The 277-nt window shown below is 59.9% G+C and carries 1 pseudogene; it reads left to right on the top strand.

Going from position 1 to position 277, the window contains the following annotated elements:
- Window positions 1-261 (top strand): annotated as a pseudogene (locus H6A60_RS13115) (anthranilate phosphoribosyltransferase); the annotation flags it as partial.
- Between the last annotated feature and the right edge of the window lie 16 nt (window positions 262-277).

Here is a 277-nt window from a genome sequence, read left to right as displayed (position 1 = left end):
GTCCCGCGTGCCGAGATGTCCGATCTTCTCGGCGAGGAGGCCGCTTACAACGCCGAACGGTTGCGGCGCATCTTGGAAGGTGAACCCGGTGCTCAGGCTGATTTTGTTGCGTTGAATGCAGCAGCGGGTCTTTTGGTCGGCGGCAAAGTCGACGACTTGCAAACCGGGTATGAGCTGGCGAAATCGCTTTTGGCCGCCGGTTCAGCCGTCCAGACCCTGGATCGATTCTTGGCTGTTTCGCAGCGGCTTTCCGCCGGATAATTCGCAGTATGCCCGG

The sequence above is a fragment of the Sutterella massiliensis genome (genome assembly GCF_016899755.1).
Lineage (GTDB): Bacteria > Pseudomonadota > Gammaproteobacteria > Burkholderiales > Burkholderiaceae_F > Sutterella > Sutterella massiliensis.
This window is presented reverse-complemented; position numbering and strand designations above follow the sequence as displayed.